The organism is Rothia mucilaginosa, assembly GCF_964210535.1.
GTDB lineage: Bacteria > Actinomycetota > Actinomycetes > Actinomycetales > Micrococcaceae > Rothia > Rothia mucilaginosa_F.
This window is the reverse complement of record NZ_CAXOMR010000022.1, coordinates 1-15,999: the sequence shown is the minus strand read 5'-3', so window position 1 is coordinate 15,999 and position 15,999 is coordinate 1. Positions and strand designations below refer to the sequence as shown.

At 60.4% G+C, this 15,999-nt stretch carries 12 protein-coding genes; 3 read left to right on the top strand and 9 right to left on the bottom strand.

All coding sequences use genetic code 11. The annotated features are described in order from the left end of the window. Positions 1-3: 3 nt before the first annotated feature. The 6 genes from AB8C10_RS07445 to sdhC all read right to left on the bottom strand — a co-directional run bounded on the left by AB8C10_RS07445 (position 4) and on the right by sdhC (position 9,124). A complete protein-coding gene (locus AB8C10_RS07445; protein ID WP_368867361.1) occupies positions 4-3,831 on the bottom strand; it encodes an ornithinee aminotransferase in 3,828 nt (1,275 codons plus the stop codon). A gap of 248 nt (positions 3,832-4,079) precedes the next feature. Then, positions 4,080-5,330, bottom strand: a complete 1,251-nt coding sequence (locus tag AB8C10_RS07440; RefSeq protein ID WP_368867360.1) for an amidohydrolase — start codon at positions 5,328-5,330, stop codon at positions 4,080-4,082. Between the two features lie 241 nt (positions 5,331-5,571). Beyond that, a complete protein-coding gene (locus tag AB8C10_RS07435; protein WP_005506828.1) occupies positions 5,572-6,360 on the bottom strand; it encodes a succinate dehydrogenase iron-sulfur subunit in 789 nt (262 codons plus the stop codon). A 1-nt stretch (position 6,361) separates the two neighbouring features. Beyond that, the gene (sdhA, locus tag AB8C10_RS07430; RefSeq protein ID WP_049346822.1) at positions 6,362-8,125 is read right to left on the bottom strand and encodes a succinate dehydrogenase flavoprotein subunit; all 1,764 of its coding nucleotides are present in this window, start codon (positions 8,123-8,125) and stop codon (positions 6,362-6,364) included. Positions 8,126-8,176: 51 nt separating this feature from the next. Then, on the bottom strand, positions 8,177-8,662 hold the full coding sequence (locus AB8C10_RS07425) for a succinate dehydrogenase hydrophobic membrane anchor subunit (RefSeq protein WP_005506820.1): 486 nt from the start codon (positions 8,660-8,662) through the stop codon (positions 8,177-8,179). A 3-nt stretch (positions 8,663-8,665) separates the two neighbouring features. After that, positions 8,666-9,124, bottom strand: coding sequence for a succinate dehydrogenase, cytochrome b556 subunit (gene sdhC, locus AB8C10_RS07420; RefSeq protein WP_005506819.1), 459 nt, complete (start codon positions 9,122-9,124; stop codon positions 8,666-8,668). Positions 9,125-9,470: 346 nt separating this feature from the next. On the opposite strand from sdhC, the gene AB8C10_RS07415 reads away from it, so the two are divergent. Continuing rightward, on the top strand, positions 9,471-10,580 hold the full coding sequence (locus tag AB8C10_RS07415) for a mannose-1-phosphate guanylyltransferase (protein WP_368867359.1): 1,110 nt from the start codon (positions 9,471-9,473) through the stop codon (positions 10,578-10,580). 303 nt (positions 10,581-10,883) lie between these two features. Then, positions 10,884-12,281, top strand: a complete 1,398-nt coding sequence (locus AB8C10_RS07410) for a hypothetical protein (protein WP_439958526.1) — start codon at positions 10,884-10,886, stop codon at positions 12,279-12,281. Between the two features lie 119 nt (positions 12,282-12,400). On the opposite strand, the gene AB8C10_RS07405 is transcribed toward AB8C10_RS07410, so the two are convergent. The 3 genes from AB8C10_RS07405 to AB8C10_RS07395 form a co-directional block, all read right to left on the bottom strand. Continuing rightward, a complete protein-coding gene (locus AB8C10_RS07405) occupies positions 12,401-12,997 on the bottom strand; it encodes a 2'-5' RNA ligase family protein (RefSeq protein WP_368867357.1) in 597 nt (198 codons plus the stop codon). Between the two features lie 33 nt (positions 12,998-13,030). Next, complete coding sequence (trpS, locus tag AB8C10_RS07400) at positions 13,031-14,095, bottom strand: tryptophan--tRNA ligase (protein ID WP_311448610.1); 1,065 nt, start codon at positions 14,093-14,095, stop codon at positions 13,031-13,033. An 86-nt stretch (positions 14,096-14,181) separates the two neighbouring features. Beyond that, complete coding sequence (locus AB8C10_RS07395) at positions 14,182-15,057, bottom strand: exodeoxyribonuclease III (protein WP_368867356.1); 876 nt, start codon at positions 15,055-15,057, stop codon at positions 14,182-14,184. An 80-nt stretch (positions 15,058-15,137) separates the two neighbouring features. On the opposite strand from AB8C10_RS07395, the gene AB8C10_RS07390 reads away from it, so the two are divergent. Next, positions 15,138-15,971, top strand: coding sequence for a GntR family transcriptional regulator (locus tag AB8C10_RS07390; RefSeq protein ID WP_439958525.1), 834 nt, complete (start codon positions 15,138-15,140; stop codon positions 15,969-15,971). The last annotated feature ends 28 nt before the right edge of the window (positions 15,972-15,999 follow it).

The window sequence follows — 15,999 nt, the reverse complement described above, 5'->3', positions numbered from 1 at the left end:
GGTTTAGAGGTTCCAGTGCGACAGAGCGCTCGTCATATGAGCCGGGATCTTCGAACCCAGACGCGGGAACATACGCAGCTCCTCAACGTAACGTTCAACATCCAGCGGACGCGGGTAGGTGACAAACGCCTGCTCATTCGCATAATCGAATGCCGCCTGGACCGGCACGCCCGGGGTGAAGGTCAGGCTCATAGCCAGCGGCGAGCCCTCGCCCTCGCTGTAGGAGTCGGTCTTCAGCGCCGGAATGTCCAACAGGGTCTCAGGAATCAGCTCGAAGGTGCGGACCTGCTCCCAGAAGCCGTTGCGGCGTACATGGGTCAGGGCGTCGTAGTAGGAGCCGAGCGCACGCACACGAATCAGCACGGTGGTGGCGTCCTTTGCGGTGCCGTTCTCCCCGAAGAGGTGCTCGACGACCGGTGCCAGACGCTGAGCGACCTGAGCCTCCGTCAGAACCAGGTTGCCGGTTGCCAGCTGAGTCTCCGAGGGAACCAGCGGGCTCTGCACCGCGGCGGAGGGGGTGTCCGGCTCAGCCACGATGGTGGGCAGCTGGTTGAGCTCGCTCAGCGCCGATGCCGAGATGCTGGAGGAAAGGCCCGCGGGGGCGGTCTCCGGCAGAGCGGCGGGTGCAGAAGCTACAGCGGGTGCAGCAGGGGTAGCCTGAGCGGCAGCCTCGGATGCAGGCGCAACCGCTGCGGGAGCCTCACCAATCTTAGCCGCGGGGGTTACCTCAACGGTCTTAAGCTCAGCGGGCTCTTCCTGAGCGGCGGGAGCCTTCGCCTCAGATGCCGTCGCAGCGGCGCCGGCGGTGCCCACAGCGGCAGCTGCAGCAAGAGCACCAGCCAGGCCGGGAGCCACAGATGCGCTTTCAGCGACAGGCTCAGCGTCTTCCAGGGCAGGTGCCTCAGCGTGCGCTTCAGCGGAAGCAGCGGAGGTCTCCTGCTCAGCCAGCAGTTCAGAGTCGTCCAGGAACGCGGGCAGGGCGGGCTCTTCGGCCTTCTCTGCGACCGGCTCATCAGCAGATTCCTCAACGGGCTGGGTGCGGTCCAAGGTGAAGGACTCTGCAACCACGGGGGCGGCAGCCTTCTGCTCCTCGACAGCCGAAACTTCCTCAGCGGGTGCTTCCTCAGTAGCTGCGGCAGTTTCCTCAGCGGCAGGAGCTTCTTCCTCTGCATCCAGCTTCTTCTGAGCGTTGGCGACAATGGCAGCCAAGGCGGCTTCCATGTCTTCGCCGGTCTCTACAGAGTCCTCGGCAGATACCTCGATTGCCTCAGCGGCGGACTCTTCAGCCTGCTCGGCTTCGGGCTCTACGGTAGCGGCACCGAAGACCGGGTCGTTCTCGTAATCGTGCTCGAATTCAGCTTCAACCGGCGCAAACTCAGTCTGAGCAGGCTCCTCTACGTCTTCCTTCTCCTGAGCGGAGGCGACAGCGGCACCAGCCGCAACGGTACCCGCCGCAGCAAGACCGGCGGCAGGCAACAGACCCGAAGAAGTAGTCTCATCAGCAGTTTCAGCAACGGGCTCTTCAGCAGATTCAACAGCGGCCTCAGCCTCGTTAGCTGCCTGCTTCTGAGTAAGCTCAGCCTCCAGCTCACGCTCAGCCTCGACCGAATCAACGTGCTGGATAGAAGCTTTCTGAGTCTCCTCCTGCGAGGTAGCCTCAGCGGCCTCAGCGGTTGCAACAGGCTTAGCCTCGACAGCGGCGCCCTCCAGCAGGAAGCTCTCACGGGTGGTCTCGCCGTCCGCCATACCCAGGTAGGATGCGTGAACTTCCAGACCGTCACCCAGGCGCGGGTTCAGGGAGACCGCCGCACGGTTCCAAGTCGCGCCAGCCTGCTGCGCCTCGGTGTACAGTGCCGCCACGGGCGCGAACCAGTCAACACCGGGCACCACAATGCCGGTTTCAACCTCACGACCGCGGTGCAGCAGACGGTAGTGCATGTCCTCATCTACCTGGCGCAGTTCCAGGCTCATGGTGCCCGAACCGCGGGTACGCATGAGCTCCGCCAGGCCGTAGAGGGCACGCTGCTCCGTAAGAGCGGGCAGGGTCGCTGCGCCCTCTGCGGGCTCGTTCAGGATGATGGACTCGGCAACCAGCTCTGCCTCGTCTTCGCTGAGCTTCTGCTCAGCTTCCTTCAACTCTGCAGCGGGTTCCTTAGCAGACTCTTCGCGAGCGGAAGCCTCCTGTTTCTCCGCTTCCTTCTTGTCGATGGCCTCTGCGGTCAGGGCGACGCCCTGAGAGGTGCCCTTTTCTGCCTTCTCCTCAGCCTTTTCAGCCTTTGCGGCGGAGGCAACAGCAGCGGCAGCAGCCACGGGCGCAGCAACAGCGGCAAGAGCAGGAGCTACAGAAGAGCTCTCGGCGGGCTCGCCCTCCTCAGAACCGGAGCCTTCAGCCGCAGAGTCCTCAATCTTGGTAGCAGGCTCTTCCGTAGCGGTTTCTTCCGCGGCGCTGTCCTCAACAGCGGTTTCTTCCGCAGCGGAAGCGTCAAAGATCAGCTCTGCGGTGTTCTCTTCTTCAGCGTCGAAGTCCTCAGCCTCAAGCGATTCAGAGGCGGACGCTTCGTACTTCTCCTCAATGGATACAGCGGAGAGTAGCTCGGTCTCGTCAGAGACCGCGTCTTCTTCCTCAGTAAGTTCAGATGCCAGCAGTTCGGGTGCCTCAACGACAGCCTCAATCGGCTCTTCCTCACCAGCGGCAACAGGCTCTGCAGTCTCTTCTACGCCTGCGGTAAGGTCAATGGTCTCTTCAGCTTCGAAATCTTCAGTAGCATCAGCAACAGGTGCGGATACCTCAGAGGCCTCAGCGTCTTCGACAGATTCAGCAGCTTCAGTGGACTCGGGTGCCTCAGCGGACTCTGCTTCCTCAGCAACTACCTCATCAGCAGGAGCTTCTTCAGCGATTACCTCATCGGAGGCGACCTCGCCAAAGGTCTCCTCTTCGCTATCGAGGGTGATGCCCAGGCGTGCCGCATAGGCTGCCGCCAGGTCGTCCAGGCCGGCATTCTGCGCCTCGGTCACGGCGGCGCGGGTACGGGCAGCCTTCGTGTCTTCTACGGTCAGGGACTCCTCAGCATCAGCGGGAGCATCCTCAGATGCAGGCTCAGATACAGAATGAGCGTTCTCAGACTTGTTGTCGGTGGCTTCTACAGATGCTTCGACAACCTCGGGCTCTTCGCCGTCTTCTGCCTCAACTGCAGTCTCCTCAGCGACCTCAGCGGCAGTATCTTCGGTGTTCTGGGCACGCAGAGCACGCAGGTGCTCCTCAAACTGGGAACGCGCGTCCTCAGCGGCATCCTTAGGTTCCTCAGCCTCGACAGATGCGTCCTCAGCTTCGGTCTCTTCGTCATCGCGCAGGAACGCGGGGGTAGCGGGCTTAGCAGCCTCAGCAACCGGGGCGGCTTCTTCTTCAACGTCCTGGACTTCAGCGACCTGCTCGGTCTCAACAGGCTCCTCAGACTCCTGCGGGAAAGCGCCAAGCGCCGCAAGCAGGCTGCGGCGCTCCTGCTCCTCCGCCTGTTCCTCGGTCAGCTCATCAGCAGCGGAAGATTCTTCAACCTTCTCATCACCGTGCAGGAGGGCACGCTTGAGATCCTCAACAGCGCGGTGCTCCTCGCTCTGCTCTTCGTCGTGGTTCTGGTGGCGTGCACTCTCAGACTTCACGAAGCGGCGCAGGGAGTCCTCCCACTGCTGCTGTTCCATAATCTTCTGGCTCAGTCGTGCACTCTTGGGAGCGTCTTCGCTTGCCTGTTCTTTCTGAGCCTTGGCAGTTTCGGCGCTCTGTTCGTCGCGCGACTGTTCATCCAACTTCTTCTTGCCGATTCCAAAGAAGCTCATTGGGTGTCCTCCTCCGGCGTGCGCCGTGTGATGATGCGCTATCTCCTTCATCCCCCGAGGGTGTGTTGGCACTGGGTCGGGAACATAACGCAAATGTCCTCATAATCCTTTTAATTCTATCGCGTGCATAGAGTTTCACCCCGTCACTCGGTGAGAGGTAACGGGGTGAAACTTATACAGCATTCGAGGCTTGATGCGGCTATATAGTCGTACTTTCAAGCCTGGCTTATAAGCTTTCGAAAAGCTCTTTAGCGTGCCTCATCGCGGATGGGGTTCGCCGCCTTCGCTGCCTTCGCCAGCTCAAAACGGACGGCACGCAGGGCAGTTGCCGCCATGACGCGCACACCAATGCCGATCGCCTGCTCGCTCGGGGCGTAATCACCCTGGTGCAGATCATAGGTGGGGTCGCCGGGGGCGCGGGTACCCAGGCGGAACATGGAGCCGGGAACTTCCTGCAACATCCACGCGAAGTCTTCGCCGCCCATGGACTGCTCGACCAGCACGATGGAGTCCTCGCCCAGTTCGGCGCGGGCGGCGTTCTCGAGCATGGTGGTTTCCAGGTCGGTGTTCACGACCGGGGGCACGCCGCGGATATGCTCCACACGCGCGTTCACGCCGAAGGGTACGGCAACCTGCTCGATGACTTCATCCAGCATGTTGCCTGCCTGGCGCCACACCTCAACATCTAGGCAACGCATGGTGCCCGCCAGGTAGCCTTCTGCGGGGATAGCGTTGGGGGCAACACCGGCGCTGACCTGGCCCCATGCCACCAGCACGCCCGAACGCACGTCGGTGCGGCGGGTCAGCACGGCGGGAACCTGCACAGCAATCTGACTCATCGCGTAGATGAGGTCCTCAGTCAGGTGCGGGCGGGAAGTGTGTCCACCGTGGCCGCTCAGGTGAATCTTCACGGTGTCGGAGGCACTAGTAATCGCACCGATACGGGTGCCAATCTGGCCCAGGTCCACCTTCGGGTCGCAGTGCAGGGCAAAGGCACGCGGAATGTCCTTGAGCAGACCCTGCGAAATCATCTGCACCGCGCCACCGGGAAGCTGCTCCTCGGCGGGCTGGAAGAGAATACGGACGCTACGACCCAGCGGGGTCTTCCCGTTCAGTTCGTGCAGTGCCAGCGCCACGCCGAGCATGACGGTCTGGTGAATATCGTGGCCGCAAGCGTGCATCACGCCGGGCACGGTGGAGGCGTAGGGCAGGTCGGTCTGCTCAACAATGGGCAGAGCATCAATATCGGCGCGCAAAGCCAGGGCGAAGGGGCCGCTTCCGATATCGACGTAGCAGCCGGTGCCTTCGCAAGCAACGGGGTTCATGCCGGCTTCTCGCAGTCGATTCATGAGGCGCTCAGTGGTCGCCACCTCACGGAAGGAAAGCTCCGGGTTAGCGTGCACTTCGCGGCGGAACTGCACGAGGGTACCCATCATGCGCTCCACCCAGTCGTCAAAGACGGGGGTGGACAAATCGTAGCGAGAATTAGCGAAAACCATACACAGTAGAATAACGCCGCACACCGGGGTTTACCTACCTACTCCCCCTTTCTGACAGCCCTCGAGAATATCTATGACTTTATGACAGATTGTGAAGAGTTTTTGTGCGCCCCGGATCCCCCGAAAATGCTCTACTCAGCCTTTCAGCCGGGCCTTTTCTGTCAAACGATTCAAGCCGCCACCCGGTGTGGGTGACGGCTTGAATCGTCAATGCTATATCAGCTGATACCGCGTGCTCAGATTAGAGCGAGCGGCTCAGGATTGCCTGCTTCACCTCGGCAATAGCCTTGGTGATCTGGATGCCACGGGGGCAAGCCTCGGTGCAGTTGAAGGTGGTACGGCAACGCCATACGCCTTCCTTGTCGTTGAGGATCTCCAGACGCAGGTCGCCTGCATCATCGCGCGAGTCGAAGATGAAGCGGTGTGCGTTCACGATAGCGGAGGGGCCGAAGTACTGACCGTCGGTCCAGAAGACCGGGCAGGACGAGGTACATGCTGCACAGAGGATGCACTTGGTGGTGTCATCGAAACGTGCACGGTCCTCAATGGTCTGCAGGCGCTCACGCTCAGGCTCGTTCGAATCGTTGATGAAGAACGGCATGATTTCGCGGTATGCCTGGAAGAAGGGCTCCATGTCAACGATGAGGTCCTTTTCGCAGGGCAGACCCTTGATGGGCTCAACGGTAATCGGCTTGGACAGGTCAAGGTCCTTCAGCAGGGTCTTGCAAGCCAGGCGGTTACGGCCGTTGATGCGCATTGCATCCGAGCCACAAATACCGTGTGCACAGGAGCGGCGGAAGGAGACAGAACCGTCTACTTCCCACTTGATCTTGTGCAGAGCATCGAGCACGCGGTCGGTGCGGTACATGGTCAGCGGGAATTCGTCCCAGTACGCCTCGGAGGAAACTTCCGGGTTGTAGCGGCGAATCTTGATGACCACATCGTACGTGGGGATGGAATCGGAGTCGCCGCCGGTCATACCCTCAAACAGCTTGACGGATTCCGGTTCGGGGAGTTCGTTTTCAGCCATTTTAGTACTTACGCTCCTTCGGCTCGTAGCGGGTGTAGACAACGGGCTTGGTTTCGAATCGCAGGCCCTTGACACCCTCAAACTCGGATTCGGGGTCGAGGTAGACCATCGAGTGCTTCATGAAGTTGACGTCGTCACGCTTGGGGAAGTCCTCGCGGTAGTGACCACCACGGGATTCCTTACGGTGCAGCGCGCCAACGGACATGACCTTTGCCAGCTCAATCAGGAAGCCGAGCTCGACAGCCTCGAGCAGGTCGAGGTTGAAGCGCTTGCCCTTGTCCTGGATGGAGATGTTCTTGTAACGCTCTTCCAGTTCAGCGATGGTTGCCAGTGCTGCGCGGATGGTCTCGTCGGTACGGAACACCTGCATGTCAGCTTCCATAGCCTTCTGCAGGTCTGCACGGATAGCGCCGACCTTCTCGGTGCCCTTGCCTTCGAGGATGCCGTTGAGCATGTTCAGAACGCGATCTGCTGCGTCGTCCGGAACGGGTACGAACTCAGCGGATGCTGCGTACTCTGCAGCCTTGCGGCCTGCACGCTTACCGAACACGTTGATGTCCAGCAGGGAGTTGGTGCCCAGACGGTTTGCACCGTGGACGGACACACAAGCGACCTCACCAGCTGCGTAGAGGCCGGGGATGGTCTCCTTGCTGTTGTGGTAGACCTCGGTCTCGTTGTTGGTGGGGATACCGCCCATTGCGTAGTGCGCGGTGGGGAACACCGGGATGGGCTGGTGGTGCGGTTCCACTGCCAGGTAGGTACGAGCGAACTCGGTAATATCGGGCAGCTTCTCGTCGATGTGCGAGGGCTCCAGGTGGGTCAGGTCCAGCAGCACGTAGTCCTTGTGGGGACCGCAACCGCGGCCTTCGCGCACCTCGTTCGCCATTGCACGTGCCACGATATCGCGGGGTGCGAGGTCCTTAATGGTGGGTGCATAGCGCTCCATGAAGCGCTCACCGTCAGCGTTACGGAGAATACCGCCCTCACCACGAGCACCCTCGGTGACGAGAATGCCCAGGCCAGCCAGGCCGGTCGGGTGGAACTGAACGAATTCCATGTCCTCCAGGGGCAGGCCTGCGCGCAGTGCAATAGCCATGCCGTCACCGGTGAGGGTGTGTGCGTTGGAGGTGGTCTTGAAGATCTTGCCGCAGCCGCCGGATGCGAAAATCACGGACTTAGCCTGGAAGACGTGAACCTCGCCGGTTGCCAGGTCGTAGGAGACAACGCCGGCGGGGCGGGGCTTACCCTCTTCGTCCTTGACCAGGATCAGGTCGAGAACGTAGAACTCGTTGTAGAACTCCACATTGTGGCGAACGCAGTTCTGGTAGAGGGTCTGCAGAATCATGTGGCCGGTACGGTCAGCTGCGTAGCATGCGCGGCGCACAGCAGCCTTACCGTGGTCACGGGTGTGGCCACCGAAGCGGCGCTGGTCGATGCGGCCTTCGGGGGTTCGGTTGAAGGGAAGACCCATCTTTTCCAGGTCGAGCACAGCGTCGATAGCTTCCTTCGCCATGATTTCTGCTGCGTCCTGGTCAACCAGGTAGTCGCCACCCTTGACGGTGTCAAAGGTGTGCCACTCCCAGTTGTCCTCTTCAACGTTAGCCAGAGCGGCGCACATGCCACCCTGTGCCGCACCGGTGTGGGAGCGGGTGGGGTATAGCTTGGTCAGTACCGCGGTGCGAACTCGCTGACCGGCCTCAATGGCGGCACGCATACCTGCGCCGCCGGCACCGACGATCACTACATCGTACTTATGTACCTGCATGATGTTCTTTCTGTGTTTTAGATGTTTTCGTTTGTCTCGGATACGTCGCCGTTAGCGTGCCGAGCAGAAGCTGGGGAGCAGTTCAGCCGCTGCGCCGGAGGGGCAGGGGTCGAACGCGAAGATGGTGAGGGTACCAACCAGCAGGACGAATGCGCATGCTGCGAAGAGGATGACCTTCAGCCAAACGCGCAGGCGGTCCTTCTCTGCGTAGTCATCGATGATGACGCGGATACCGTTAGCACCGTGCAGCATAGCCAGCCAGAGCAGCAGCAGGTCCCAGACCTGCCAGAAGGGGTTCGCCCACTTGCCGCCCACGAAGCCGAAGTCGATGGCGTGGATGCCGTCGCCGACCATGAGGTTGGAGAACAGGTGACCGAAAATCAGCACGACGAGTACGACGCCGGACAGGCGCATACCCAGCCAAGCGAACATCTCAAAGTTGTTGCGCTTGGAGGAGGAGCGGTTGTACTTCACACCGTCGATGCGGTTGTCACGCAGACGGGGTACATAGGTGCGGGGCTTAAGCGGAGTAGCCATAGTTTAGTGACCTCCCATGTGCGAGAAAACGATCGGCAGGTGACGTGCTGCAAAGCCAGCAACGGTGATTGCCCAGAGGAAAAGCACAACCCAGAGAATCTTGATGTGCGTGTAAGTTGCCTTCTGGCTGATTTCGACGTTGCCGTCCTTGTTCTTCGCCTGGATGTGCTCCACGTGTGAGTTGGTTGCCTTACCCCAGAAGTCAATGAGGATAATGCGGATACCGTTGAAAGCGTGGTAGACGATGGCGGCGACAAGCGCGGTCTCACCCAGACCCATGATGGGGTTCTTGTACAGGCTCAGTACGCCGTTGTAGGCCTCCGGGGAGATACGCACGACGGCAGTATCCAGGATGTGTACAAGAAGGAAGAAGAAAATCGCGATACCGGTAATGCGATGAGCAACCCAGGACCACATGCCCCAGCGGCCGCGGTAGAGGGTTCCTTTAGAACCATTCAACACTGAATAACCTCCTGCTGCGACGGCGAGCTTCCGGGTTCTAAGGGGTCATTATGACCCTCAGCTTCCGGGCACAGCTGTGTGCTCACCGACTGCTTTTGTTCGTCTGTTACTTCCAAGATATCAGGTAAATTCACAGCTTATTGACACCCTGTTTAGGGAATTTTTACAGGTTCTAAAAGTGAATTAGGGCATGTTTTTATTACCATATCGCCTACTTCCCTGTGTTTGTGCGGAACTTACCTTAACCTAACCTCAAACATCATCTAAATGAGAGCCGCCTGACACTTTTTTGTTAAAACCTAAAAGAATTCGATATATGACAAATTGACCCGCTATTCTTGAAGCGATGAATACTGCACTCACTCGATTCCGCCCGCTCATTCCCGCCGGCGGTGTTGGCTCGCGTTTGTGGCCCCTGTCCCGCGCGCACGCCCCGAAATTCCTGCTCGACCTCACCTCGTCGGGCAATTCCCTGCTGCGTGACACCTACGACCGTCTCATCGATCTCAGCAACGGTTCCGTCATGGTGGTTACCGGCACTTCGCACGCCAATGCGGTTACCCAGCAGATTCCTGAACTGCGTGCCGCTGACCTGGTACTGGAGCCCTCCCCCAAGGATTCGGCTGCAGCTATCGGTCTGGCTTGCGCTATCATCCACCGCCGCGAACCGGACGCCATCATTGGCTCCTTCGCAGCTGACCACGTCATCAGCCCCGTGGATGAGTTCCACCGCGTGGTGACCGAAGCTGTCACCACCGCGGCAACCGGCAAGATTGTCACCATCGGTATTACCCCCACCGAGCCCTCCAGCGCGTTTGGCTACATTCACGCCAGCGAGTCCCTGGGCATCGAGGGTGCACCCAACGCACACGCAGTGGACACCTTCGTGGAGAAGCCGGACACCGCTACCGCGCAGAAGTACCTGGATTCCGGTGAGTACACCTGGAACGCAGGCATGTTCGTGGCACCGGCAGCCCTGATGCTCAAGCACCTCGAGGCGAACGAGCCCGAGCTGTACGCGGGCATCATGGAGATTGCCAACGCATGGGACACCCCCGAGCGCGAGGCCGTCATGGAGCGCGTGTGGGAGACCCTGCCGAAGACCGCTATTGACTACGCGGTGGCTGAGCCCGCCGCAGCAGCAGGCGACGTTGCAATGGTTCCCGGCTCCTTTAGCTGGGACGACGTTGGAGATTTCGACGCCGTGGCACGCCTGAACACCGAAAAGAGCGGCGAAGAGCTGACCATCCTCGGCGAGAAGGACAACGTCATTAACCACGGTTGCTCCGGCATTGTTGTTGCGAATACCGACCGTAAGATCTCTATCCTTGGCCTCGATGATATCGTTGTGGTGGATACCCCCGATGCTCTGCTGGTCGCTCCGCGCTCCAAGGCACAGGCTGTCAAGGACGCTGTGGGCGAGGTTAAGGCACGAGGCCTGAACAACCTTCTCTAAATTTTTAGCCCTAAATGTTTAGCTCCGAGTAGGCGCTTGAACCCTACTCGAACAAAAGACACCTCTTGAAAAACCGGTTCTCTTCTTTTCGGAAGGGAGCCGGTTTTTTATGCCCTGATGAGCCGCTTCGCGGGTCGGTTCAAGGGTTTCGCTCAGTGGGGACGAAAGGATGCTGCCCTCGGCCGAATAGGGGGAGGTAGAATGCCTTACGCACCCCGCATAGACTGCACTTCCAGACTCTGATACGAGCCAAGAACCAACCCCTATAGAGAACCATTCTCATGTTAGCCTTGATGTATGCACATGACCCGTAAGTTTTTCCTCACCCGTGCCGGCGCACTCGGCGCAGTAGCCGCCCTCGCCCTGACCGCATGCGGCTCCCAGACCACCCAGAACGCCCAGACTGGCCAGAATACGCAGACCAGCCCCAGCGCCTCCACCTCCGCGAGCGCAACTCCCGCACCCATCACCGAAGGCAAGGGCGCGGCAAGCCGCGTCGCTATCACTTACGACGGCGGCGTGCTCGTCTACGACGCCAAGGACATGAAGCTGCTCGCAGACATCCCCAAGGAAGGCTTCCTGCGCCTCTCCGACGCTGGCGATAACCGCCACCTCGTCGTTGCAGACGGCAATAGCTACACCTTCCTGGACACCGGCGTATGGTCCGTGGCGCATGGCGACCACTCGCACTACTACACCACCGCGCCCTCCCTGTCCTCACTGTCTCTTGCCGCTGACCACACCGGTCACGTCATCAAGGACAACGGCAAGGTTGCGGCATTCGCCGACGGCACCGGCTCCTTCGCCGTGTACGACCCGGCGAAGCTGACCCACGATAAGCGCACCGCCTCCTCCCTGGAGACCACCACCGTCACCCTGCCGAAGCCGCACCACGGCTTCGCAATCCCGCTGCCCAACGACCAGTACCTGGTAGCGGTTGGCGACTCGAAGACCCGCACCGGTGCCGCTGTTGTGGACGCGCAGGGTAAGACCGTTCTCGAGAGCCCCGCATGCCCCGGTGTTCATGGTGAAGCTATCGCCAAGGACGGCGCGTTCACCATCGGTTGCACCGACGGCGCGCTGGTCTACAAGGACGGCAAGTTCACCAAGATTACCAACCCCGAGGACCCGTACTCGCGTTCCGGTAACCAGGCTGGTAAGGCTGATTCCCAGTACGTTCTGGCGGACTACAAGACCGACAAGGACGCCAAGCTGGAGCGCCCCGAGAAGTTCTCCATTATCGACACCGTTGCGGCAACCCGCACCGTCTACTCCCTGCCCTCTGGCGTGAGCTACACCTTCCGTTCGCTGGCTCGCGGCCCCCAGGGTGAGGCACTGCTGCTGACCACCGACGGCAAGCTGCGTGTCTTCAATCCGGCAACCGGTGCCGAGCTGGGCTCCGTACAGCTCATGGAGGCGTGGACCGAGTCTGAGACCTGGCAGGACGAGCGTCCGGCACTGTGGGTGGACGGTAAGACCGCCTACGTGACCGACCCGGCAACCAAGAAGCTCATTGCGGTGTCCCTGTCGAACCCGGCAGCGCCGAAGGAGCTGATGAGCGTGGAGCTTCCGAAGACCCCGAACGAGATTCTGGGTGTCTCTTCTTCGAACGCTGCACCGGTTGAGGCTGAGGCGCACGGCGCTGCTTCCTCCTCGGCTTCGGCTGACGCGCACGAGTCTGGCGAGGGCCACTCCCACTAGAACTCTCACGCTGAGATAACTCTCTCTGGGATAAACCTAGCGAAAACACAAAGAGAGATGCGACCGATAACTTATCGGTCGCATCTCTCTTGCTATATTCCAGGTTTGTACGCCGGCTACTACCGCAGCGGCAGAACCCGAATTTCTTCCCAGTCCTGCCCGTCGTAGGAGTAGCAGTGCAGGTGATCCACGGTGAAGGTACGCTGCTCGGCGGGCAGAGCGTCAAACACCTCACGGGCGTGATCAACCTGCTCCTGCGTGAGCCCTTGACCCAGGGTCACGTGCGGCACATAGGGGAAGGACGCCGCACCGGTACCGAATAGCTCAACCAGCTTCTGGTGAATCTGCTCGAACTCGGCCTTACCCGCCTCCAGGTTCAGGTACTCCACCTCGGTGACCGGGCGGAAGGAGTGCACCGAACCCCAGCGCGCCTCAAAACGCGGCGCATCCAGCGCCTCGCGGAACAGGGGGGACTGCACCGCAGCCAGGAGAGACTCGGTCAGCTCCGTCAGGTACACGGTCACGTGGGTGCTGATAGGCGCCACCGCACCACCGGCTACCGCACGCTTCCACTCTTCCAGGCGCTGAACATTCTCACCGCTCACGTGCGCAATAACGCTCAGGTAGCGGTGACCGGGCTTCAGGGTCGGGGATACAGGAGCCGTCGTGGGGCTCGAAGAGTTCTCTTGTGCTGTCATCTCAATCGTGCAGGTCATGCGGCGCCTCAGCCGAACTGGCTGAACAGCGCGCTAGATTGCGGCGGCAGGCAGGAAGCCAACCTTCTTGTACACGTTCTCAATGGTGACCGTAGCGATCTCGCGGGCAGCGGATGCGCCCACAGCCAGCAGGCGGTCCAGCTCGGCGGGGTCGTCCATCAGCTCGAGGGTACGCTCACGCACCGGGGTGAGGCGCTCCACCACGATATCGGCAAGGTCAACCTTCAGGTGGCCGTACATCTTGCCCTCGTAGCGTGCCACAATCTCGTCGATGCTCTCGCCGGTCATTGCCGAGTAGATGGAGAGCAGGTTGGAGACGCCGGGCTTAGCCTCGCGGTCATAGGCGATGACGGAGCCGTCATCGGTCACGGCGGACTTGATCTTCTTCTGGGTGACCTTGGGGGTGTCCAGAAGCTTGATCAGGCCCTTATCGGATGCCGCAGACTTAGACATCTTCGAGGTCGGGTCCTGCAGGTCGTAAATCTTAGCGGTTTCCTTCAGAATCACCGGATCGGGCACCACGAAGGTCTCGCCGAAACGGGAGTTGAAGCGCTGAGCCAGGTTACGGGTCAGCTCCAGGTGCTGGCGCTGATCCTCGCCCACGGGTACGCCGTCCACCTGGTAGAGCAGGATGTCGGCAGCCATCAGAATCGGGTAGGTGAACAGACCCACGGAGGCGTTCTCAGCGCCCTGCTTCTGGGACTTGTCCTTGAACTGGGTCATGCGGGAGGCCTCACCGAAGCCGGTGAAGCAGTTCAGGATCCACGCCAGCTGGGCGTGCTCGGGCACGTGCGACTGCACGAACAGCGGGGTGCGGGTCGGGTCAATACCGGAGGCGATGTACTGCGCCGCGGTCAGGCGGGTACGCTCACGCAGCTCCTCGGGGTTCTGCGGAACGGTGATGGCATGCATATCCGGAATAAAGAACAGGCATTCGTTATTCGGGTCATCCTGCAGAGCCACCCAGTTGTTCACAGCACCAATGTAGTTACCCAGGTGCATCGAATCAGCCGACGGCTGCGCACCCGAGTAGATACGCGCCTTCTGCTGAGAGGCGTTAGGGATGAGGGACTTATCCTGCTTCTTTTCGTCTGCCATAGTTATTTCCTGTGCAGTTCTTCCTGTGCGGTGCTGCGGACGGTGCAGCACATCTTCAAAAACTTATCTGTAGGTGGGCCCGCGTCTTACTCACCGATGCGGTAGTCAACCACGAGCGGCGCGTGATCGCTGAAACGCTCATCGTAGCTTGCCGCGCGGTCCACGACCGCTTCCACGGCGCTTTCGGCGAGCGCCGGCGTCGCCATGTGGTAGTCGATACGCCAGCCTGCGTCATTATCGAACGCCTTACCGCGGTAAGACCACCAGGTGTAGGGGCCGGGCACCTGACCCGCCAGCTCACGAGCCACATCGCGGTAGCCGATCTCGCCAAAGAAACGGTCAAAGTAGGCGCGTTCCTCCGGCAGGAAGCCGGCACGCTTCTGGTTAGCCTTCCAGTTCTTAATGTCCAGCTCGGTGTGGCCCACGTTCAAATCGCCCACAATGAGCACGTGGTCCGAGTGCTTAGCCAGCTCAGGCATGCGCACCAGCATACGCTCCAGGAAGCGGTACTTATCCTCCTGCTTCTGGGTGCCGACCTCGCCGGAGTGAACGTAGGCGCTGACCACGGTCAGGGTCTTGCCGTTGGGCAGAACGTAGTCCGCCTCAACCCAGCGGCCCGAGTCGTCAAAGTACTCTTCGCTGATGTTCGAGCGGGTCGCGACCGGCTGGTTCTCCAGAACCTCACCGGCTGAGTTCGGGGTGCGGCGGGTCGCCACCAGCACGCCCGCACGGCCCTTAGCGGCAGCCTCCGCGTGCAGAATATGCCACTGGGATTCGTCCAGCAGCTCACGCACGATAGCGTCGGGGGCGCGCACCTCCTGCAGGCAGAGAATGTCGATGTCACGGTTCGCCAACCACGCCGCCATATCCTTCTTGTAGGCGGCTCGGATACCGTTCACATTCACGCTTGCCACGCGAAGCAGACCGCTCGGGCGCGGTGCAGGGGTGTTAGAAAAATGCATAGTCTTAATTATGCCAGTTTGAGGGAAGAGAAATTTTCACTCGTGCGCGTTTTTTCTCTGGCTGAACGGTAAACTATTGGGTGATGAATTCACACTCCTCACAGACCACCGACCACGGTGCCCCCTCACATTCTGCGGGCACCACCGCATCCGAAAGTACCGCTCACAACGCTGAGAGCCGCTACGAGCTACCCCCGATTCCCGGCCCGAAGTACGAGCAGGTTATCCACTACATTGAGCAGCGCTACATTATTCCCGGCAAGCCCGGCGATAAGCTGCCCACCGAGCGCATGATTCAGCAGAACTTTGGGGTGAGCCGCCAGACGGTTCGTAGCGCCCTGAAGGTTCTGATTGAACGCGGCCTGCTCTACAACGTGCAGGGCTCCGGCACCTACGTTGCCGAGCGTAGCGACGCCACCTACATTCCGCGCGTGGACACTTTCGTTGACGACATGCGCCGCCGCGGATTCGAAGGCTCAACCCGCATGATTGCGACCCGCTGGATGGACGCCACCGAAGAAATCTCCACCCACCTGTCCGTGCCCGTGGGCGAGAAGGTGCTGTTCGTGCGCCGTCTGCGCCTCGCCGACCACGAAGTCATCGGTTTTGAGCGTTCCTACTTTGTGAAGGCCGCCGCAAGCAGCATTCTGGACGCCATGATGGCGGAAATGTCCGGCACTTCGAGCTCCCTCGATCAGCTCGCTGACACTCCCAACGCAATCAAGCACGCTCGCGTACGCACCAGCGCGGCGCTCTTCACCGACGCCGATGCCGAAGCATTCAACCAGCAGGTACCCGTGGGCGAGGCGGCGTTCAAGGTCTGCGCAACCGGCTACACCGAAGAGGGTAGCCCCGTCGAGTATGCAGAGACCCTGTACCTCGCTGATGCCTACTTCTACGAGATGATTCTCTAGCACCTACCTTTTCTTGTGATGACAGTGT